14 protein-coding genes are annotated in these 16259 nt (G+C 64.6%); 4 read left to right on the top strand and 10 right to left on the bottom strand.

The window, feature by feature from the left end:
• Positions 1–63 precede the first annotated feature (63 nt).
• From FPP74_RS03795 to dapB, 8 genes are all read right to left on the bottom strand, one after another.
• Complete coding sequence (locus tag FPP74_RS03795; protein ID WP_122085805.1) at positions 64–666, bottom strand: DJ-1/PfpI family protein; 603 nt, start codon at positions 664–666, stop codon at positions 64–66.
• Positions 667–4005, bottom strand: a complete 3339-nt coding sequence (locus FPP74_RS03790) for a DNA translocase FtsK (RefSeq protein WP_370511787.1) — start codon at positions 4003–4005, stop codon at positions 667–669. It lies immediately after the preceding gene.
• A 106-nt stretch (positions 4006–4111) separates the two neighbouring features.
• The gene (locus FPP74_RS03785; RefSeq protein ID WP_095536844.1) at positions 4112–4744 is read right to left on the bottom strand and encodes a TIGR03085 family metal-binding protein; all 633 of its coding nucleotides are present in this window, start codon (positions 4742–4744) and stop codon (positions 4112–4114) included.
• Positions 4745–4765: 21 nt separating this feature from the next.
• Entirely contained in the window at positions 4766–5209 is a 444-nt protein-coding gene (locus FPP74_RS03780) for a hypothetical protein (RefSeq protein WP_144717185.1), read from the bottom strand.
• Between the two features lie 94 nt (positions 5210–5303).
• Complete coding sequence (locus FPP74_RS03775; RefSeq protein WP_095277327.1) at positions 5304–7364, bottom strand: ribonuclease J; 2061 nt, start codon at positions 7362–7364, stop codon at positions 5304–5306.
• A gap of 2 nt (positions 7365–7366) precedes the next feature.
• The gene (gene dapA / locus FPP74_RS03770) at positions 7367–8275 is read right to left on the bottom strand and encodes a 4-hydroxy-tetrahydrodipicolinate synthase (RefSeq protein ID WP_095277605.1); all 909 of its coding nucleotides are present in this window, start codon (positions 8273–8275) and stop codon (positions 7367–7369) included.
• Positions 8276–8339: 64 nt separating this feature from the next.
• Positions 8340–9092 (bottom strand): FAD-dependent thymidylate synthase, encoded by a 753-nt coding sequence (gene thyX / locus FPP74_RS03765; protein ID WP_095277330.1) that lies wholly within the window; start codon positions 9090–9092, stop codon positions 8340–8342.
• A 4-nt stretch (positions 9093–9096) separates the two neighbouring features.
• Positions 9097–9852, bottom strand: coding sequence for a 4-hydroxy-tetrahydrodipicolinate reductase (gene dapB / locus FPP74_RS03760; protein ID WP_095545855.1), 756 nt, complete (start codon positions 9850–9852; stop codon positions 9097–9099).
• Positions 9853–10161: 309 nt separating this feature from the next.
• Between dapB and FPP74_RS03755 the strand changes: the two genes are divergently transcribed.
• From FPP74_RS03755 to FPP74_RS03740, 4 genes are all read left to right on the top strand, one after another.
• Positions 10162–10878, top strand: coding sequence for a hypothetical protein (locus tag FPP74_RS03755; protein ID WP_144717184.1), 717 nt, complete (start codon positions 10162–10164; stop codon positions 10876–10878).
• Between the two features lie 446 nt (positions 10879–11324).
• Positions 11325–11618 (top strand): hypothetical protein, encoded by a 294-nt coding sequence (locus FPP74_RS03750; RefSeq protein WP_144717183.1) that lies wholly within the window; start codon positions 11325–11327, stop codon positions 11616–11618.
• A gap of 222 nt (positions 11619–11840) precedes the next feature.
• Positions 11841–12629 carry an NAD(P)-binding protein gene (locus FPP74_RS03745; protein ID WP_122085812.1) on the top strand — a complete coding sequence of 263 codons (789 nt, stop codon included), beginning with the start codon at positions 11841–11843 and terminating at the stop codon, positions 12627–12629.
• Positions 12630–12649: 20 nt separating this feature from the next.
• Positions 12650–13579 carry an oxygenase MpaB family protein gene (locus tag FPP74_RS03740; RefSeq protein ID WP_144717182.1) on the top strand — a complete coding sequence of 310 codons (930 nt, stop codon included), beginning with the start codon at positions 12650–12652 and terminating at the stop codon, positions 13577–13579.
• A 535-nt stretch (positions 13580–14114) separates the two neighbouring features.
• Here the strand turns inward: FPP74_RS03740 and FPP74_RS12175 are convergent.
• Both FPP74_RS12175 and FPP74_RS03730 read right to left on the bottom strand, forming a co-directional pair.
• Positions 14115–15512, bottom strand: coding sequence for a DUF6114 domain-containing protein (locus FPP74_RS12175; protein WP_186439374.1), 1398 nt, complete (start codon positions 15510–15512; stop codon positions 14115–14117).
• Complete coding sequence (locus FPP74_RS03730; RefSeq protein ID WP_095277348.1) at positions 15493–16080, bottom strand: DUF6230 family protein; 588 nt, start codon at positions 16078–16080, stop codon at positions 15493–15495. The genes FPP74_RS12175 and FPP74_RS03730 overlap by 20 nt, the downstream gene beginning before the upstream one ends.
• Positions 16081–16259 lie beyond the last annotated feature (179 nt).

Genomic DNA, 16259 nt, shown 5'->3' with positions numbered 1-16259 from the left:
ACGGGGTACTCCCCTCCAAGCTCGTCCAACAATACACCACCCTGTGCGCCGCGCGAGTCACGGCTACACAGCGAACGGGTCCTCGTCAGCGTCAAGGTTCAGGCGGAGCTCGATAGCGGAAGCAACCTCGCGCGCCACATCCACTCCACACTCGGCTGCGACGAATGCCGCCGCCATATCCGTCCCGGCCGACACTCCAGAAGACGTCCATCGGTCGCGGTCATGCACCCACCGGGCAGATTTGCGCCAGTCGATGTCGCACCCGAAGCCAGTGGCCCATGCAAATGCCCGCTTGTTGCTGGTTGCCGCATATCCCTCAAGGAGTCCCGCTGCGGCGAGCAGTGCCGAGCCCGTACACACCGACATGACGACACTCGCGCCGTTCGCCATCGAGGTGAGATTTCGAAGAAATTCCTCGTCACGGGCAAGCGTTCGCGTCCCGAGCCCTCCGGGGATAAAGAGCACGTCGCCGCTTTTCTGCGCGTAGGAGCCATCGACCTCGAATCGCACACCCTGGGACGCGCCCACCGGTCTCCCATCCGGCGAGAGTAGCTCGGTGTCCCACCCTTCAACCTTGGACAATATCTCCAACGGCCCAGCCACGTCGAGGAGTTCGAATTCCTCAAACAGGACGATCGAGAATCTCCTCGAGCTACGGTGCGACATCTAGAACGCCCCGCCAGTCGGGTTGTAGGTCGCCTCCACCGTGCGGGTGTCGTCGCCCGATGCGTCTGGGGCGTCGCTTGGCGACGCCGCGTCGTCGTCAAGCGACTGCTCCTTGGGTGCCTCCGCGGGGTCCGCGCCCTTGATCATCCAAATGATGGTCTCCAATTCCTCGGGCTTGACCAACACTTCGCGGGCCTTCGAGCCCTCGGACGGGCCAACGACGCCGCGGGACTCCATGAGGTCCATGAGGCGGCCCGCCTTGGCGAAGCCGATGCGCAGCTTGCGCTGCAGCATCGACGTCGAGCCGAGCTGGGAGGTGACAACCAGCTCGACGGCCTCGAGCAGGTCGTCGAGGTCCTTTCCAATGTCGTCGTCGATGACCTTCTTCTCTGCCTGCTTCTCCTCGGTGACACCCTCGACGAAGTCGGGCTCATCCTGGGACTTCGCGGCGTCGACCACTGCCTGAATTTCCTCGTCGGTGACGAAGGCGCCCTGCATGCGTTGCGGTTTGCCGGCACCCTGCGGGATAAACAGGCCGTCGCCCATACCGATGAGCTTCTCGGCGCCGCCCTGGTCCAGGATGACGCGGGAGTCAGTCAACGAGGAGGTGGCGAACGCGAGGCGCGAAGGCACGTTGGTCTTGATCAGGCCGGTGACGACGTCCACGGAGGGGCGCTGCGTCGCGAGCACCAGGTGGATGCCGGCTGCACGCGCCTTCTGCGTGATGCGCACGATCGACTCCTCGATCTCCTTGGGCGCGGTCATCATCAGGTCGGCGAGCTCGTCGACCACGCACACGATGAACGGGTACGGGCGCATCTCGCGCTCCGAGCCGGGCGGTGCCTGGATGTCGCCGCTGCGGACCTTCCGGTTGAAGTCCTTGATGTGGCGCACGCGCGCCTGCTTCATGTCCAGGTAGCGCTGCTCCATCTCCTCGACCAGCCACTGGAGCGCCGCCGCGGCCTTCTTCGGCTGCGTAATGATCGGGGTGATCAGGTGCGGGATGCCCTCGTACGGAGTCAGCTCGACCATCTTGGGATCCACGAGGATCAGGCGGACGTCCTCCGGGGTCGCGCGGGTGAGCAGCGACACCAGCATCGAGTTGACGAAGGCGGACTTACCGGAACCGGTCGAGCCGGCCACCAGCAGGTGCGGCATCTTCTGCACCGAGGACGCGATGAAGTCGCCCTCGATGTCCTTGCCCAGGCCGATAAGCATCGGGTCCTCGTCGGTGGCCACCTTCGGCGCGTCGAGCACGTCGCGCAGTCGGACCATCTCGCGGTCGCGGTTCGGTACTTCGATGCCCACGGCGGACTTGCCCGGGATCGGGGTCAGCAGGCGTACGTTGTCCGTCGCTACCGCGTACGCCAGGTTGGACTGCAGGTTGGTGATCTTGGAGACTTTCACGCCTGGGCCGAGCTCGACCTCGTAGCGCGTCACCGTCGGGCCGCGCGAAAATCCGGTGACCTGGGCGTTGACCTTGAACTCCTCGAAGACGTCCGTAATCGCCTCGATCATGCGGTCATTCGCCTCGGTCCGCGTCTTCGGAGCGCTGCCCTGGATAAGCAAGTCCGTCGATGGCAGCGCGTAGTCCGAGTTGCGCTGAATCTTGCGCGCGCGCTGCTGCGCCGGGTCGACGCTCGCGGCCTCCACCTCGGACTTCGGGGTCGAGGCCGGAACTGCGGACGCGTCGACACCGGAGCGAGCGACGATCGCCTTGCGCACGGCTTCGCGGGAGTTGCTCACTGCGTCACCGGCTGCCTCAGCGGCGGCACCCGCCGCGGAAGCGCCCGCGCCAGCAGCAGCGCCCGCCGCCGCAGTGGAACCTGCGGCCCCTGCAGCCTTCGCCGCGCCTGCGGCCCCGGCTGCAGCGCCCGCAACGCCGCCCGCGGCTTCCGCGGTGCGCTTCAGGACCTTGGTCTCCCCGTCGTCACTGTGTTTGCGTGCGCGGGTGGTGCCGCGCTTCGAAGACGCCGGGGAAGGATCGTCGTGCACCTCGGGCTCGGCAGGAGCGTCGAAGGCCTCCGCGACCGGTTCGCCGAAGTCGTCCACCCGCTGTCGGTCGAACGCCTCGGTCGGATCGGAGTGCTGCTCGTCCGTCGGGTAGTTGTCCATCGGCGTGCGGCGGCGCGGGCGGGTTCGGCGCAGACGCTCTCGGCGCGCCTCCTCGCGGTCGGACCGGTCAGCGCGGTCAGATCGGGCGGGGCGTTCCCGTCGCTGCGCGGGCCGACGGTTGTAGCGGCGCTCGCGTCCTTCGGCGATGTCGTCCAGGTCCCGTTCGACGTGGCCGTACAAATCGTCGTCCAAGCCGTCAGCGTCCTCATCGTCAACGTCGTCATCGCTTGGGTTTCTGGTGGCGTCGAAAAGCTCGGAAATGCGCGCGACGACGTAGTCGTACGCCTGGCGCACGGTAATACCGGTGGTTTTCAGCGCGCCGTACACGATCACGAGTGCGAGGAGCGGGATCGCAACGTACGAGGAGAAGCCCTTGGCCAGGAGACCGCCCGTGTATGCGCCGATGACGCCGCCGGCGATGCGGCGCGTCTCCCAGTCAGCGGGGTTGCCGGCGAAGACGTGGACGAGTCCGAGCATGGCAACCGCGATAATGCCCAGGCCCAGCGAGACCCGGTTTCGGACATCCCGCGGCGTGCGCACATTGAGCATCAACGCGATGGCGATCCCGACGAGGAGGACCGGCAGGATGAGCGCGCCAGCGCCGATTACCCAGTGGGTTACTGTGGCGATGAGCTCGCCAATCGGACCGGCGATGTCCAACCACACCGATGCACCGATGACCGCAGCAAGGCCGATAAGGAGTAGCCCCCACGCATCCGCGTGCTCAGCAATGCTGTCGCGACCGCGCCGCGGAAGCCCCTTGCCGTCGTCTCCGAGTTCGGCCTGCTCACCGCGATCACCGTACTCGTCGTAATCGTCGTAGTCATCGCCGCGGCGGGCGGATCGCTTTGCGCTCCTCGTACGGGTGCGTTGTTGCACGTGCTCCTCTTCATCATCAAACGGGTCAAAGCTGTCGTCGAGTTCGTCGTCGGTGGCGTAGCGACCACTGCGACTTCCGCGGCCATCACGGCCACCGCTGACGCGACGGGACAGGCCCCCGAACACGCCCCTCACGCCGCGCGCCGCAGAGCTTGCTGCCGCGCCGATGGAGCGACCGACCACGCTGGTGGCCGAGCCGACGCGCTCGTCGGCAGTTTCCGCGGCCACCATTGATGATGTCGGCGGGTGCGTCAGCGACACGGGGCCATTGCGCCGCGTCGACGACCCGCTCGAGCGGGGACGCGTTGAGCGTGGTGCGGAATTTTTGACAGACATGGCTGTCACTCTAATACCTCGAGTCACATACTTCCCATAGGCAACTCGGGGTGGCGCGGAAAAACCTCGCCGCATCGAGGGGAGCCACTCCCCCATTGGCCCCTTAAGAAACCGACTATCCGACGGACATCTCGTAGCCCTCGAGCAGTTCCTCGTTGTCCACCCGCACCTTTGCCACTGCGGCACGGCCGACGACCCACAGCAGTAGCTCGCTCGGGTCACCGAAGACGCGGACGACACGATCGCCCTGGTCCGAGACACCGGACTTGTCGCCAAGCGTGACGGGCGGCAGGTGCTCCGGCGTGAGAATCACCGGGACCGGCGCCTTGCGCAGCGTCACCTTGCCGTAGCTGGTCGCGGACTTGAGCAGGCGCTCCTGCGCGGCGGCGCTGAGCTCCCTCGGTTGCACATCGGTGCCCTGCGCGCGGCGGACGTCCTCGTGGTGGACAAAGTTTTCGCCCGTGTTCAGCGGCGCAAAAAGGGGCGCGGCGAATTTGCTCGGACCGGCGAGCCAATCCTGAATGTTGTCCTCGTACGGACGGTTCCGAGCCTTGTCCATCTCCTTGCCCAGCCTCTTGGCCAACGGCGAGAAGAAGTTGCCAAGCCCCCACGGAAGGCGGTGCTCACGCACGTACAGGTGCGCAGCAAGGTCGCGGGTGGTCCAGCCATCGAGCAGCGTCGGGGCGTCTGGCCCCAACTGCAGAAGGAGGGCACCAAGATTTTCACGTTCACGAGAAGCTAAAGACATGGTGCCCACCCTAGCGTTCTTTTAGCTCGCAGAACTGGAGAGCCTGTGTTCCAGGCTGAAGAACGCCCGAATGATGGGTGCGAACGGCGCGACTTTAGCGTCAGCGGTGACGAGCTTGCCACCCTTGGCCCAGCCCAGGTCGGTCACCTGCTGGCCGTCGACGTAGCAGGTACCCACACCACCTTTGAAGTTCATAGAGCACAGCAGCTGGTCCGCATCAAAGTCACCGATGACGCGCACTCCTCGGACCTCGCTGTTGCGGAAATTCGGGTCCCCGAACTTGATCACGTCGTACATCCTCCAGGCCGAGCCATACCCCGGCTCGTGCGGCACCTCAGTGCCCTCGGGCAGCGGGTGTCCGCCGGTCCAGTCGGTGTCGGCGTCAGCGTCATCGGCGTGGGCAGCGGGCGCGAGCAGAATTGTGGCGGCGATCATTGCGGCGGTGGTCTTTGTGCAGTCCATCATAGACCATTTTTATACACACCTGTCATGAACGTCGCAACCCCCTCGGTCCGAAACTTGTAGGCCGAGGGGGTTGGCGTCGCCAAGCGAAATGCGGCTACAGCGATTCGCGGGTGAGCTCGATGTCGTCGTCCTCAACCGGCAGGTTATCCGCAGCCATCGGCACGACCGTCGGCAGAATGACCGGCTCGCGCTTGTACTTCTGCTCAATCGCGCGGGAGACCTTGCGACGCAGCTGCTGCACCATGCGGTACGGGTCGTTCTCGCCCTCTGCGGCGAGGTCGCCCATCACGCCCTCGACACGCTCGACGAGCTTCTTGTTGAAGTCGCGGTCGTCGTCGGAGAAACCGGTGGTGGACACGCGCGGAGCCTCCAGCAGCTGACCGGTGCGGTCATCGATCACGCAGGTGATGGACACAACGCCGCCGGATGCGAGCGAGCTGCGGTCTGCCAGCACGTCCGGGTCGACGTCGCCCATGGTCTCGCCGTCAACGTAGAGCTGACCGACCTGGTACTGGCCGACCACCTTGATCTTGCCAGCGTGCATGTCCACCACCACGCCGTTCTGCGCCAGCGCGGTGTGCTCCGGGCGGACACCGGTGGAGATCGCGAGCTCCTTGTTTGCGCGCATGTGGCGCCACTCGCCGTGCACCGGCATCGCGTTCTTCGGCCGCGCCGCATTGTAGAGCTGCAGGAGCTCACCGGCGTAGCCGTGACCGGACGCGTGGACGTGCGCCTCGCTGTTGGTAATCACCTTTGCGCCGATCTGCGCAAGGTTGTTGATCACGGCAAAGACGGCTTCCTCGTTGCCCGGGATCAGAGAGGAGGACAGGATGATCGTGTCTCCGTCGCGGACCGTGATCTGGCGGTGCTCGCGGCGCGACATGCGCGACAGCGCAGCCATCGGTTCGCCTTGCGTGCCGGTGGTGATGAGCACCGTCTTGTGCGGCGCCATCTTGGCGGCCTCTTCGATCGGGATGATGGTCCCCTTCGGGGCCTTGAGCAGGCTCATCTTCTCCGCGATCTCCATGTTGCGCAGCATGGAGCGGCCGTTGAACGCGACCTTGCGGTTGTTCGCCACGGCGGCGTTGACCGCCATCTGCACGCGCGACACGTTGGACGCGAAGGACGCGATGACCACGCGCTGCTTCGCCTGCGCAACGAGGCGGGTCAGGGTGTCCTCGATGCCGGCCTCCGAAGCGGAGATACCCGGGATCGTCGCATTGGTGGAGTCGCAGAGGAAGAGGTCCACGCCTTCGTCGCCAAGCCTCGACAGCGCGGGGATGTCGGTGGGCTTGCCGTCGTACGGGGTCTGATCCACCTTGACGTCGCCGGTCATGACGACGTGGCCGGCGCCGGTCTTGATGGACACGCCCAGGCACTCCGGGATGGAGTGGCCGACGTGCCAGAACCGGAGACGGAACTGGCCGAGGGTCACCTCGGAGTCCTTGTTCACCTCGTGCAGCTTCGGGCGCTGGCGGTGCTCCTTCGTCTTCGCGGCGATGAGCGCGTTGGTAAATCGCGAGGAGTAGATCGGGATGTCCGGGCGCAGCTTGAGCAGCCACGGGATGGCCCCGATGTGATCCTCGTGCCCGTGCGTGACCACGAGGCCCTCGACCTTGTCCAGCTTGTTCTCAATGGGGCCGAAGTCCGGCAGGACAAGGTCCACACCCGGTTCGCCGGAATTGGGGAAGAGCACGCCACAGTCCACGATGAGCAACTTGCCGTTGTACTCAAAGACCGTCATGTTGCGGCCGATCTCAGAAATGCCGCCAAGCGCGTAGATGCGCAGCGTGTCCTTCGCCGGCTTCGGCGGGGCGGGCAGGCGCTTCGTCAGGTCCGCGCCCTGCATGGACTTCACCGGGTTGCGGCGGCCACCGCCACCGCCACCACCGCGGCCGCGACGGCGCCTGCCGCGGCCGTTGCCGCCACGGCCGTTGCCGTTGCCATTGCCGCCGTTCTTGGCGTGGCCACCGTTGCGACCACCGCCGTTCTTGCCGTTGCCGCTTCCGTGGTCGGCGTCGTTGTGGCCGTCGCCCTGGGACTCGTTGTTGGGGGTCTGCTGGGACGGCGCCTTGAACGCGGGCTGCTGCTCAGCAGGCTCCGGCGGGCCCGCCTTGCGGGTCACCTTGCGGGAGCGATTACGGGGTTCGTTCATACTTAGAGAACTCCAGCCTTTTCCATATCTTCACGGAGCGCCTCAAGCTGCGCCGGGGTTGCATCAACCACCGGCAGGCGCGGCGCCCCTACGTTGATGCCCTGCAGTCGCAGGGCTGCCTTTGCAAATGTTGCACCGCCGAGCGCTGCTTGCTGTCGAGCAAGCACGGTCAGGGTGTTGGCGTTGATTTCCCGCGCGCGGGCGAGGTCGCCTTCCTCGAAGCTTGTCACCATGTCACGCATTGCCTGCGGAGCCGCGTGCGCCACGACGGAGATCATTCCGGTCGCGCCAACGGACAGCCAGGGCAGGTTGAGCGGGTCGTCCCCGGAGTACCAGGCCAGGCCCGTGCTCTGAATGAGCGGAGCGGCCTCAAAGAAGTTGCCTTTCGCGTCCTTTACCGCCTGCACTGTCTCGAGTTCAGCCAGCTCAGCAATGGTCTCCCCAGCTATGGGGATTCCGGAGCGGCCGGGAATGTCGTACAGGCAGATCGGCAGGTCGGTCGCTTCGGCCACGGCGGTGAAGTGGGCCTTTACGCCTGCTTGGGAGGGCTTGGAGTAGTACGGGGTGACTACCAGCAGTGCGTCCGCCCCGGCATCGCGCGAGGCCTGCGCCAGCGCGATCGAGGTTTTCGTGTTGTTCGTGCCGGCTCCCGCAATCAGCGTTGCGGAGTCACCCACCTCTTCCTTGACCGCCTTGAGCAGGGCCAGCTTCTCCTCCACCGTGGTGGTCGGGGATTCGCCGGTTGTGCCTGCGAGGACAAGCGAGTCGATTCCATGATCTACAAGGTGGGCTGCCAACTTTCGGCCTGCATCACAGTCAAGTTCTCCGTTGGAATCGAACGGCGTGACCATTGCAACGCAGACGGTGCCAAAGACTTCTGCACCGAGGTTAGCTTTCATAGATGTGCCCATGAGCACACAGACTACCCTCTTCGTCAACGCAAGTGCTTATCGACGCCCCTCTGCAACCCCGTCCCTACCGCACGTAGGGGCTGGTGGCCATCCGCGTGCCGTCGGCAAGCTCGCTGATCAAAAAGTCACTGAACAACACTGGTGCCTGACCGCGCAGCAGCTCCAGGCACTCGACGGCGAGCGTGCGGATCTCCACGTCCGCGTGCTCGGACGCCCGTGAGGCGATGAACCCGCGCCACGCGCGGTAGTTTCCGGTGACGACGAACCTGGTTTCGGTCGCGTTGGGCAGGATCGCGCGCGCGGCTTGGCGGGCCTTCTTCTTGCGCAGCAACGCGTTCGGCTCCGAGGCCATGTTTTCTTCCAGGGCCTGCAGCAGCTCGTCGTATACAAAGCGTGAGTCGTCCACCGCGCGCAGGAACATGCGCGAAAGTTCCTCGTCGTCCGCGATGATGTCGGGGACGACAACCTCGTTGTCGTCGCTGTGCACGAAGCGCTGCGACAGCTGGGAGAAGGAAAAGTGCCGGTGGCGGAGCAGCTCGTTGCCCGCCGCGCGCGACAGTCCGCGGATGTACAGGGTCGCGGTGGCGTGTTCGAGCAGCGCGTCGTGCCCGACGTCCAGGATGTGGTGCAGGTAGGCGTCGTTCGCCGCCGTGTGCGGGTTGGGACGGTCAAAGGACTCGTAGCAGGCCCGGCCCGCAAACTCCACGAGCGATTCCGCGTCTGTGGCCGTGGGATCGGCCTCCCACGCCACGCCCTCGGGGGCGCGGAACTGGGAGGCAGCGATGAGCTGGACATCCAAGTGCGAGGAAACGGCCATGTCGCTACAGCCCCAGGTAGTCGTCCAGACCGATGGTCAGACCGGGACGGTCTGCGACGCCACGCACGCCGGTAAGCACGCCAGGCACGAAGGATTCGCGCCCGTAGGAGTCCTGGCGGATGGTCAGCGACTGATCGGTCGTGCCGAAAATGACTTCCTCGTGCGCGACCATACCCTGCATGCGCACCGCGTGGACCTTCACACCATCGACGTCGGCGCCGCGGGCACCATCGAGCTGCTGCTCGGTGGCGTCCGGCATGGCGCCCAGACCGGCGTCGCGGCGGGCGTCAGCAATGCCCTGCGCCGTCTTCAGCGCAGTGCCGGAGGGCGCGTCGAGTTTGTTCGGGTGGTGCAGCTCGACGACCTCGGCCGAATCGAAGAACCGGGCCGCCTGGCGAGCGAACGCCATGGTCAGCACCGCGGAAATTGCAAAGTTGGGCGCAACGAGCACGCCCACCCCGGGGTTGTCGGCGCACCAAGCGCGCACCTGCTCGTACCGGGCGTCATCAAAGCCGGTCGTGCCCACCACGCAGTGGATGCCGTGATTGATGCAGTACTCAAGGTTATCCATCACGGACGCTGGCGTGGTGAAGTCCACGATGATCTCCGCGCCGCGCTCGGCAAGGACCTCGAGCGAGTCGCCGCTGCCGACCTCTGCAACCAGCTCCAGGTCCTCGGCCTTGTTCACGCCGGCCACCACAGCGGTACCCACGCGCCCCTTCGCTCCGAGCACTCCGACCTTGATCACCTTGTCCGCCATGCTGGCCTCCTCGTTTCCGCTTGCATTGTTCCCTCGCAACTCTAGCCCGCGCGGCCAAGCCCGGGCACACTGGCGGGTATGCGTATTTCAGTCCTTGCTCGCTGTGTTCAGGACCAGCAGCGCGCGCTCGAGTTCTACCGCGACGGCCTGCCCTTTACCCAGTTCAGCGCGGATGACGTCGCCACCGACAGACGAGGTCAAGGCCGCAGTGTTCGACGACCAAAACGGCCACTACATCCAGCTCATCGAGGGCGCGTAGCATTTCGCTTCTCGACGCCCACACCCTCCCCTTCCCCATATACTGGCACCATGCAACAGTCACGTCAGCACCACGCGCCCCATGTCTCCCACGCCGCCGCAGTCGCCAGCGCCGCCCTCGCCTGCACTCTCGCGCTGACCGCCTGCTCGCCGGAGTCATCCGATGAGGCTCCCACCCCCTCGAGCGCAGCCACTCCGACGTCTGCGGCAGAGGTTGCTTCCAGCGAACGCCCGGAGGGGGACGTGGGGGCGTCGGTAAGCACGGTGCCTAAGACGCAGCCTGAAACTCGGGCTGAGACTCCGGCGCAGAAGCTGTCCGCGGCGAGCGATGGCGGGCAGTTCAGCACGGAGCAAGTCCGGGTCACGCAGCCGCAGCCAGCTGACCTACAACTGCAGGATGTGCGCGCGGGCTCCCACGGCGATATTGACCGCGTCGTCTTTGAGTACGCGGGGACGGGCTTGCCAAGCTACGTGGCGGGGTACGTCGATACGCCGCGGCAACAGGCCTCTGGGAACGTGATGGAGGTGTCGGGCGCGGCGCACCTCGAAGTGAATGTGCAGGGTACGGCCGGGGATATGATGCGCACCGACGCGCCGATCACGGCGATGGGCAGTAAGGGCGTCGCGGCGGGCAACATCGCGGACGTGTACCTGGGTTCGATCTTTGAGGCCGACTCCCAGTTCTTTATCGGGCTGGACGGCCAGCGCGGGTACAAGATCTACACGCTTGAGAACCCGACGCGCGTCGTGGTCGATATTGCACGATAAGCGGGGCGGGAGCGCCACGGGAGGCATACATTGGCAGTTACGCCATCGTTTCCTGTCATTCGCCTGTCTACACGCTCGGCCTGCGGAACCGTTGCGAGCATTGCCGCGGTTTCCATCCTGCTCGCCGGTTGCGCCAACGAGGGTGTCAGCGGCCCAGAGACCGTTACCGCCCAGTCGACGACACAGGTAACGGAGGACACGGATGCGAAGACCCACGATCCCGGCGCGAGTGTGGTGGCTACAACCGGCAGGCCCGGCGACAAGATAGCGCTCGCGCCGCTGACCAAAGCGCTGGTCACGCCGTCAGCGGAGGCATTTCGGGAAGTGGGTACTCGAACCCGGGCACGCCCGAGGTCCTCCTCCGTGACGTTCGTGCCGCAGAGCACGAGGGGTTCGACCGGCTGGTCTTTGAGTTTTCGGGGAACCCGGAGGTCGTCGAGAAAGCTATGACTTATCAAGATGCCCCGGACCAGCAAGGCACCGGAGACATTGAACCCGTCAAGGGCAATGCGTACCTTCCGGTTTTGCTGCGACGGGTGGCAGTCGTTGACATACCCGAAGGGCACCAGTTTGTTGGTCGTGGCAGTTTAGGCGTGGCGGCGGGCAACATTCTTGATGCATTCAACTCTGGTGGCACCGAAGGCGATTCGCTCTTCTACGTGGGCCTGGACTCCGAGCGCGACTTCACGTTCCAGATGTTTGAGAACCCGACGCACGTAGTACTCGACTTTCCCAAGTAGGCGCAACCCCTCTTCATCCGCGGGCACCCCTCCATCGGGTGCCCGCTTTTGCATGTGCACTGTTGGTAGTCGGGCAAGGGGAGGTCGACTGAGTTATCTGCAACACACTTTTTCTTGCGAGAGAGCGCTATTACCCCGTATCGTTCTGTATGATCTAGAACAATTCCATGAATCGATCTTCTCGTTGGCGCATACATCGCCAGCTGTGAAAGGCACCCAACAATGTTTGATCCCTACAGACGCCCCACAGTGGCCGTCATCGGCGCCGGCCCTGCTGGCGCTACCGCTGCCGCAGAATGCGCATTCTCCGGCTTTGACACCACCCTCTTTGACAAGCGCGAAGCAATCGGCGGCCACCTGGCGGCACCCGATGCGGAACCTGTGTCCAAGCGTCTCCACTACCGCACGCCGTACCTCAAGGTGACCAAGGTGGACGGTTCTGCTGCTGCCGCCGCGCGCCACCTCGCCGCGGCAGTGCAGGCGGGCGGCGCGGAATTCCGCCCGCACACCACGGTCACCGGTGCTGTGTTTGATGAAGGCGAAGGCCAGTGGGAGGTGACGTTCATCGATGCACAAGGCGGCGAGCACACTGAGCGCTTTGACATTCTCGTCCGCGCCACCGGCGAGGCATCGCCGTGGATCGCAGTCCCCGGCCGCCCAAACATCTCGGTCGATGACCTCTACCTGCACCACGGCGTGGAAGTTGTCGGTCTGCCGAACGCGCTGTTTGTCGACGGCCCCTACCCCACCGATTCCAGCCTCAAGCGACACCCCTTGGCCGTGCTCGAAGCGCGCGGCGATTACGCCCGCCGCTACGCCCGACAGCTAGAAATCCGCGGGCCCGGTGCGCTGACCGTCAAGCGCGACAAGTGGCTCGTGCAACCCGGCGCCGTCCGCGGCATTCGCTCGAAGCTATCCGAGTTCGATGCGACCGTCCATCAGTTCAAGCGCGCCTCTCACTATGCCGACGACGCCCGCCGAACCGCCCGAGCCACCGCAGCGGCACACTAATCAAGCCCGAAGGAGACACCATGACTACCGTCCACCCGTCGACGAAGAACGAGTCCGCTGCCGACGCGGGGCTCAACGCAGCGCAGGAAGCGGCTCAGGGCCACGTCGCCGAGCCGCAACCCGGCCTGCCCGAGCTCGGCCCGGATTCCATCCTTTGGGATCGTTTTGGCGACTGGCGCTCCGCATTCGTCGCCCTGGCCGCAGGCGTGCTGCAGATCGCGCACCGGGACATCAGCCGTTCCCTGGTCCAGCAATCCAACGTGTTTGATAACGAGGTCGCGCGCCTAGTTCGCTCCGCATTCCCAATCATCCGCGCAGTGTACGAAGGGCCCGAGGTTGGCTCAATGATCCGCGACTTCCACAAGGACATTAAGGGCACCCATCCGGATGGCTCGCGTTACCACTCGCTGAACCCGGAGGTCTACTACTGGGCACACGCGACGTTTGCCGCGATGCCGTACCAGCTTGCCGGCAACTTCATGCCGGATATGACCAAGGCGGAGAAGGATCAGCTCTTCCAGGAGTGTCGCACCTGGTACAGCTTCTACGGTGTCGCCGAACCCGAAAGCGCACCGAAGACGTACGACGAGTATGTCGAATTCATGGACCGCATGATCGACGAGCTCGGCCCCAGTGAGACGATCGAGCGCTCCCGCATCATCAATGGTCTGACGCTCGACACACCGGACCCGTCGGTGCCGAAATGGGCGTGGAAGCCGGTTGCCCCCTTCGCCTCCAAGCTCCTCCTCTGGGTGGCTATCGGCATGATCCCCGACAAGCTTCGTGACAAGCTCGGCTGGGAGTGGACCAAGAAAGATGCCCGTCGCCTCAAGCTGCTTTCTACGGGCACACGCGCTGTATTCTCAGTCCTCCCGCGCAAGGCGCGCATGGTACCGATCGCATCCCGCGCGTACGAGAAAGCCGAAGCCGAGGGCGGCTTCCACTACTAACGGCTGCCACCGCGACGAGAGTGCGCCAGGTTTCTTCCCGAGACCTGGCGCCTTCTTTATGCACTGCGCCCGGAGGCGAGCTTTCTCGTTGTGTGTCCGTGTTGTGGCTCAACGTACGGACGAAATTCCGCACGGGCGGAAAGCTCGGCTCCAAAAAGTTCCGCACAGGCGGAAAACCGTCCCCAAACCTCCCGTCCTCGTGCACTCCGTGCGATCAAGAATTCCGCACAGGCGGAAAGCTTGGCCTCAAATAATCCGCACACGCGGAAAAGCCGGCCCCAAAAAATTCCGCACAGGCGGAAAGTCCGTCCCTGGTCCTCCCGACCTCGTGTACTCCGTGCGATCAAAAATTCCGCACACGCGGAAAAACCGGGCCGCCAAAAACTCCACACACGCGGAAAAGCTGGGCCCGGTCTTCCCAACCTCGTGTACTCCGTGCGATCAAAAATTCCGCACGGGCGGAATAGCTGGGCCCCAAAAAGTTCCGCACAGGCGGAAAATTCAGAGCCCAGTTAAAACTCTCTGCTCGCCCAATCTACGGAACTGTCAGGCGAACCAACGGCGCGTTAAACCCTTGGCCGTAGAGCGTCACCATTTGCATGGTCACGTTGTTCAGCGAGATCTCATTCATCAACATGTCGGGCACTTCTACATTGGGAACGGGGCGCTTATCGGGTACACCGAGCTGATCGAGGACCGAGTTGATGTCACCGCTGAGATCGACCGTCACGGGGATGGTCGGGAGATCACGCACAGCGGGCGTCGCAGTCAAGCCTGTAGCCACGACTTTCACCGGCCCATTCGCTACGGTCGTATCAACATTTCCCGTGGTCAGGTTCCCGCCGCCCATGCCGGGAATCTTAAGACCCAGGTTGTGCCCAACCAGCCGATCGCCGCTCAGCACCAGCGCTCGTTGCTGCTGTCCTCCCACGTTGACGTAGTCGAGCGTCGCGTGCACATTACCGGTCAGCGTGACTTTGTCCGCAGTCACAATACTCGGCGCCGCAGCCGGGGCCAGCCCCGAGGGAATTGCGCTCGTACCTATCGACGCCCCCTCGCCCACCCCCGGAGCCGCCGGGGCCGCAGGGGCCGAACTCTCCGGTGCGGGCTGCGCCGGCGCCGGCAGACCGGGAACGTCGGGGACCGACGGCGCTGGCAACTCCGGAATCTCCGGCAACTGGAGTTCCGGGGCCGGAAGCTTTGGAAGCTCCACCTGCGGGAGCTGCGGCGCTGCGGGGGCCGCCGGTTCCTGCGCAGACACGACCCCAGTGTCGCTGAGCAGTAGTGCGAGGACTGCGCTCGTAGCAGCGACGGCCACGACCGAGTTCAGCGTGGAACCTCCACTCCACTTCGAGCTTCCCCCGCGTTGCTCGGTCTCGGATGTCTCGGGATCAGCCTCATCGAAGGCGTCCTCAGCGAACGGATCGAAGTCCTCCGACTGCTCCGGTGCGTCGGCAACCGACGCACGTTTCGCGTGCTTCCCCTTGCGCTTCTTCGCACTCTTCTCGCCCGGCTCCCAGCCCAGCGCAAGGGCGCCGCCGACAATGCCAAACAGCGCGCCCACAACGAAGCCGCCGAGGTTCGAGGTCGGCAGGGAGATCACCGACACGATGATGGCCAGCACGCCCAAGTACACCGCGGTGGCAGGCTGCAACCAGCATCCGAGGCCAAACATGAACATCAGCACGCCGATGAGCAAGGTGGACACGCCGGAGACGGTGGAGATCATCACCAGGATGTCGGAGACCTCAAACGTGATGTATGCCGGTGCCGCGATGACGAATCCGGAAATCATCATGAGCAGGCCCGGAATGAACGGGCGGTTCTTCCGCCACTGGTTGAAGCGGTGTGCCAGGCCCGGTGTGTCGTGGGTGGCGGTGTCGTGGTCGTCGATAAGCATGTGCTCCTCGTCGCTACTTGAGGCCGCAGGCATTGTCACTCCCCTTCACCACGGTCACACCAACGCCGGACGCGGAGAGGTACTCGGCACCGATGGACGTAGTGGTGATGTCGTCGGCACTGAGCGAGACTTTGTTGGAGTGCAGGCCCCAGGTTCCAGGCGCGGCCTGCGCGTTAACCTGCTGGGCGTCGATGCCCACGCTTGCGTCGGTGAGCTGGAGTGCGCCCTTAATGTCGTTGGCACCCACGACGAGGTTGCGGACCTCGACGCTGTTGTCGCCGTTGGCGCGAAGCGCGAGCGTACCCTCGCCGACCATCGGGAGATCCGGCAGCGTGGCAGAAAGGCACAGGTTGGAAGCGTACGCGTGGCCAAACTTCAGGCGGGCGACCGGAATGGTGTCATCTTCCTTCATCGGCTCACTATCCACAAACAGCGAGAAGTCCTCGCCGTCCAGGTGCGTCATACTAACCTTGAAGAAGGTGCCCGATAGCGCCAGGTTTGCGGTCAGGCCTCCCTGCGCGACAGCGACGCCAGTGGCCCCGAACGCCAAGAGACCGGTGGTCAGCGCGACCGCGGTCTTCTTCCAGTTGAATTTCCCCATGGGGGCAACCTTTCATCGTTGTGCAACCGTTTTGACCAATGCACCCTCGGGTGATGCGGGGAAGTGCTGAGGTTGAGCCTGAGACATCCATCAAAACGACACGCTAGTGTATGATTTGCCACACATTAGCACAGCCACGGTGGCCCAGACCAAACCGAATCTCATGACGTCCGCCACAT

The sequence above is a fragment of the Corynebacterium sp. NML180780 genome, from assembly GCF_007786415.1.
Lineage (GTDB): Bacteria > Actinomycetota > Actinomycetes > Mycobacteriales > Mycobacteriaceae > Corynebacterium > Corynebacterium gottingense.
The sequence above is the reverse complement of the archived record's forward strand: the minus strand, read 5'-3'. Positions and strand labels throughout refer to the sequence as shown.